Here is a 1,600-nt window from a genome sequence, read left to right as displayed (position 1 = left end):
CCGCAATGGATCTGAGCAGCTTCTGCCGGTAAAATGTGCGCAAATCGGCCTGTTACGGCCAAATTGCCGACCAAAGTTTTCCACATGTACCGACGTGAGCCTCGTCATCAGCTCTCGTTTGAAGACTTCTTCCTGCCGTTTGGCGGCAAACTCTCAGGCAACAATCGCTGGATCAAGCTGCACGCGCTGATCCCATGGGATGAGCTGGAGGATGACTACGCATCACAGTTCTGCAGGGGATTCGGCGCCCCCGCCAAGCCATTTCAAATGGCACTTGGCGCACTGATCATCAAGGCCCGATTAGGGCTCACGGATGAAGAGCTGGTTGAGCAGATCAAGGAGAATCCCTATCTTCAGTATTTCATTGGCTTGAAGGCCTTTCAGGATTCGGCCCCGTTTGATCCATCGATGATGGTGTATTTCCGCAAGCGGTTGCCGGAAGCTGTGATCAATGACTGCAACGAGCGGATTGTTCGTCATGGCTTGTCTGCCATTCAATCAGAGACAGCCGAGGACCATGATGATGGTGACCAGGATGGCGGCTCAGCCAGCAGTGCCGCTCAACAGGGGCCGACGACCAAAGCGGTGAGCAACCAGGGTTCCCTGCTGATTGATGCCACATGCGCACCAGCTGATATCCGGCATCCGACTGATCTATCCCTTCTCAATGAAGCACGTGAAGTCACCGAGAAATTGATTGACGCGATGCACCCTCCGGTCAGGGAGGTCTTTGGGCCCAAGCCTCGCACACACCGGAAGAAGGCCAGGCAGCAGTTTCTTGCGGTGGCCAAGAAGAAGAGGCCTCGCATTAGCAAGATCCGCAAAGCCGTCAAGCAGCAAATTGGCCATCTGGATCGCAATCTTGCCAGCATCGACGCCCTGATCAACTGCGGCGCAAGCCTCCTGGCAGCTGGTCGGCACTGGTACCAGAAGCTTCTAGTGGTCAGCGAACTGGTCAGGCAACAGCGAATTCTCTACCACTCAGATAGCAGAAGTATCCCCCACAGGATCGTCAGCTTGTATCAGGCTCATATCAGGCCGATCGTGCGCGGCAAGGCGCGTTGTAACGTTGAGTTCGGGGCCAAGATCTCTCTGTCGGTGACAAGCGCTGGCTTTACCTTTCTGGATCGTCTGAGCCATGACCCCTACAACGAAGGAGAAGATCTGAAAGCGCAGGCACGAGCCTATCGCCGCCGTCATGGCCATTATCCAGAAGTTATCTGTGCCGATCAGATTTATCGGACCCGTGCCAATCGAGCCTTCTGCCAGCGCCATGGAATCCGCCTGAGCGGCCCTCGCCTTGGTCGCCCCAAGAATGATCCAGAGCTCGTGGCAGAAGCGAGGAGACAATTTGCTGATGACCAACGTCAACGCAATGCGGTAGAAGGCAAGATTGGCCAGGGGAAACGCAGATTCGGCTTGGGGCTAATCCGCGAGAAGCTTGCGGCGACACAGGGTTCAGCCATTGCCATGGCGATCCTGGCGATGAACCTGGAGAAGCTGCTCCAGCTTCTTTTTGCCTTGTTTGCCTTCTGGCTGCAGATTCTGAGCAGCCAGCTTGTAGCTCTGAGGCGCAACAAACTGCCATCAAGCGTTGAGA

The 1,600-nt window shown here is 55.6% G+C and carries 1 protein-coding gene; it reads left to right on the top strand.

Translation table 11 applies throughout. From position 1 onward, the window contains the following. Positions 1-84: 84 nt before the first annotated feature. A partial coding sequence (locus tag CJZ98_RS17665) for an IS5 family transposase (protein ID WP_108723336.1) occupies positions 85-1,600 on the top strand: 1,516 nt, incomplete at its 3' end.

The organism is Vulcanococcus limneticus LL (assembly GCF_002252705.1).
In the GTDB taxonomy this organism is placed as follows: Bacteria; Cyanobacteriota; Cyanobacteriia; order PCC-6307; family Cyanobiaceae; genus Vulcanococcus; species Vulcanococcus limneticus.
This window is presented reverse-complemented; position numbering and strand designations above follow the sequence as displayed.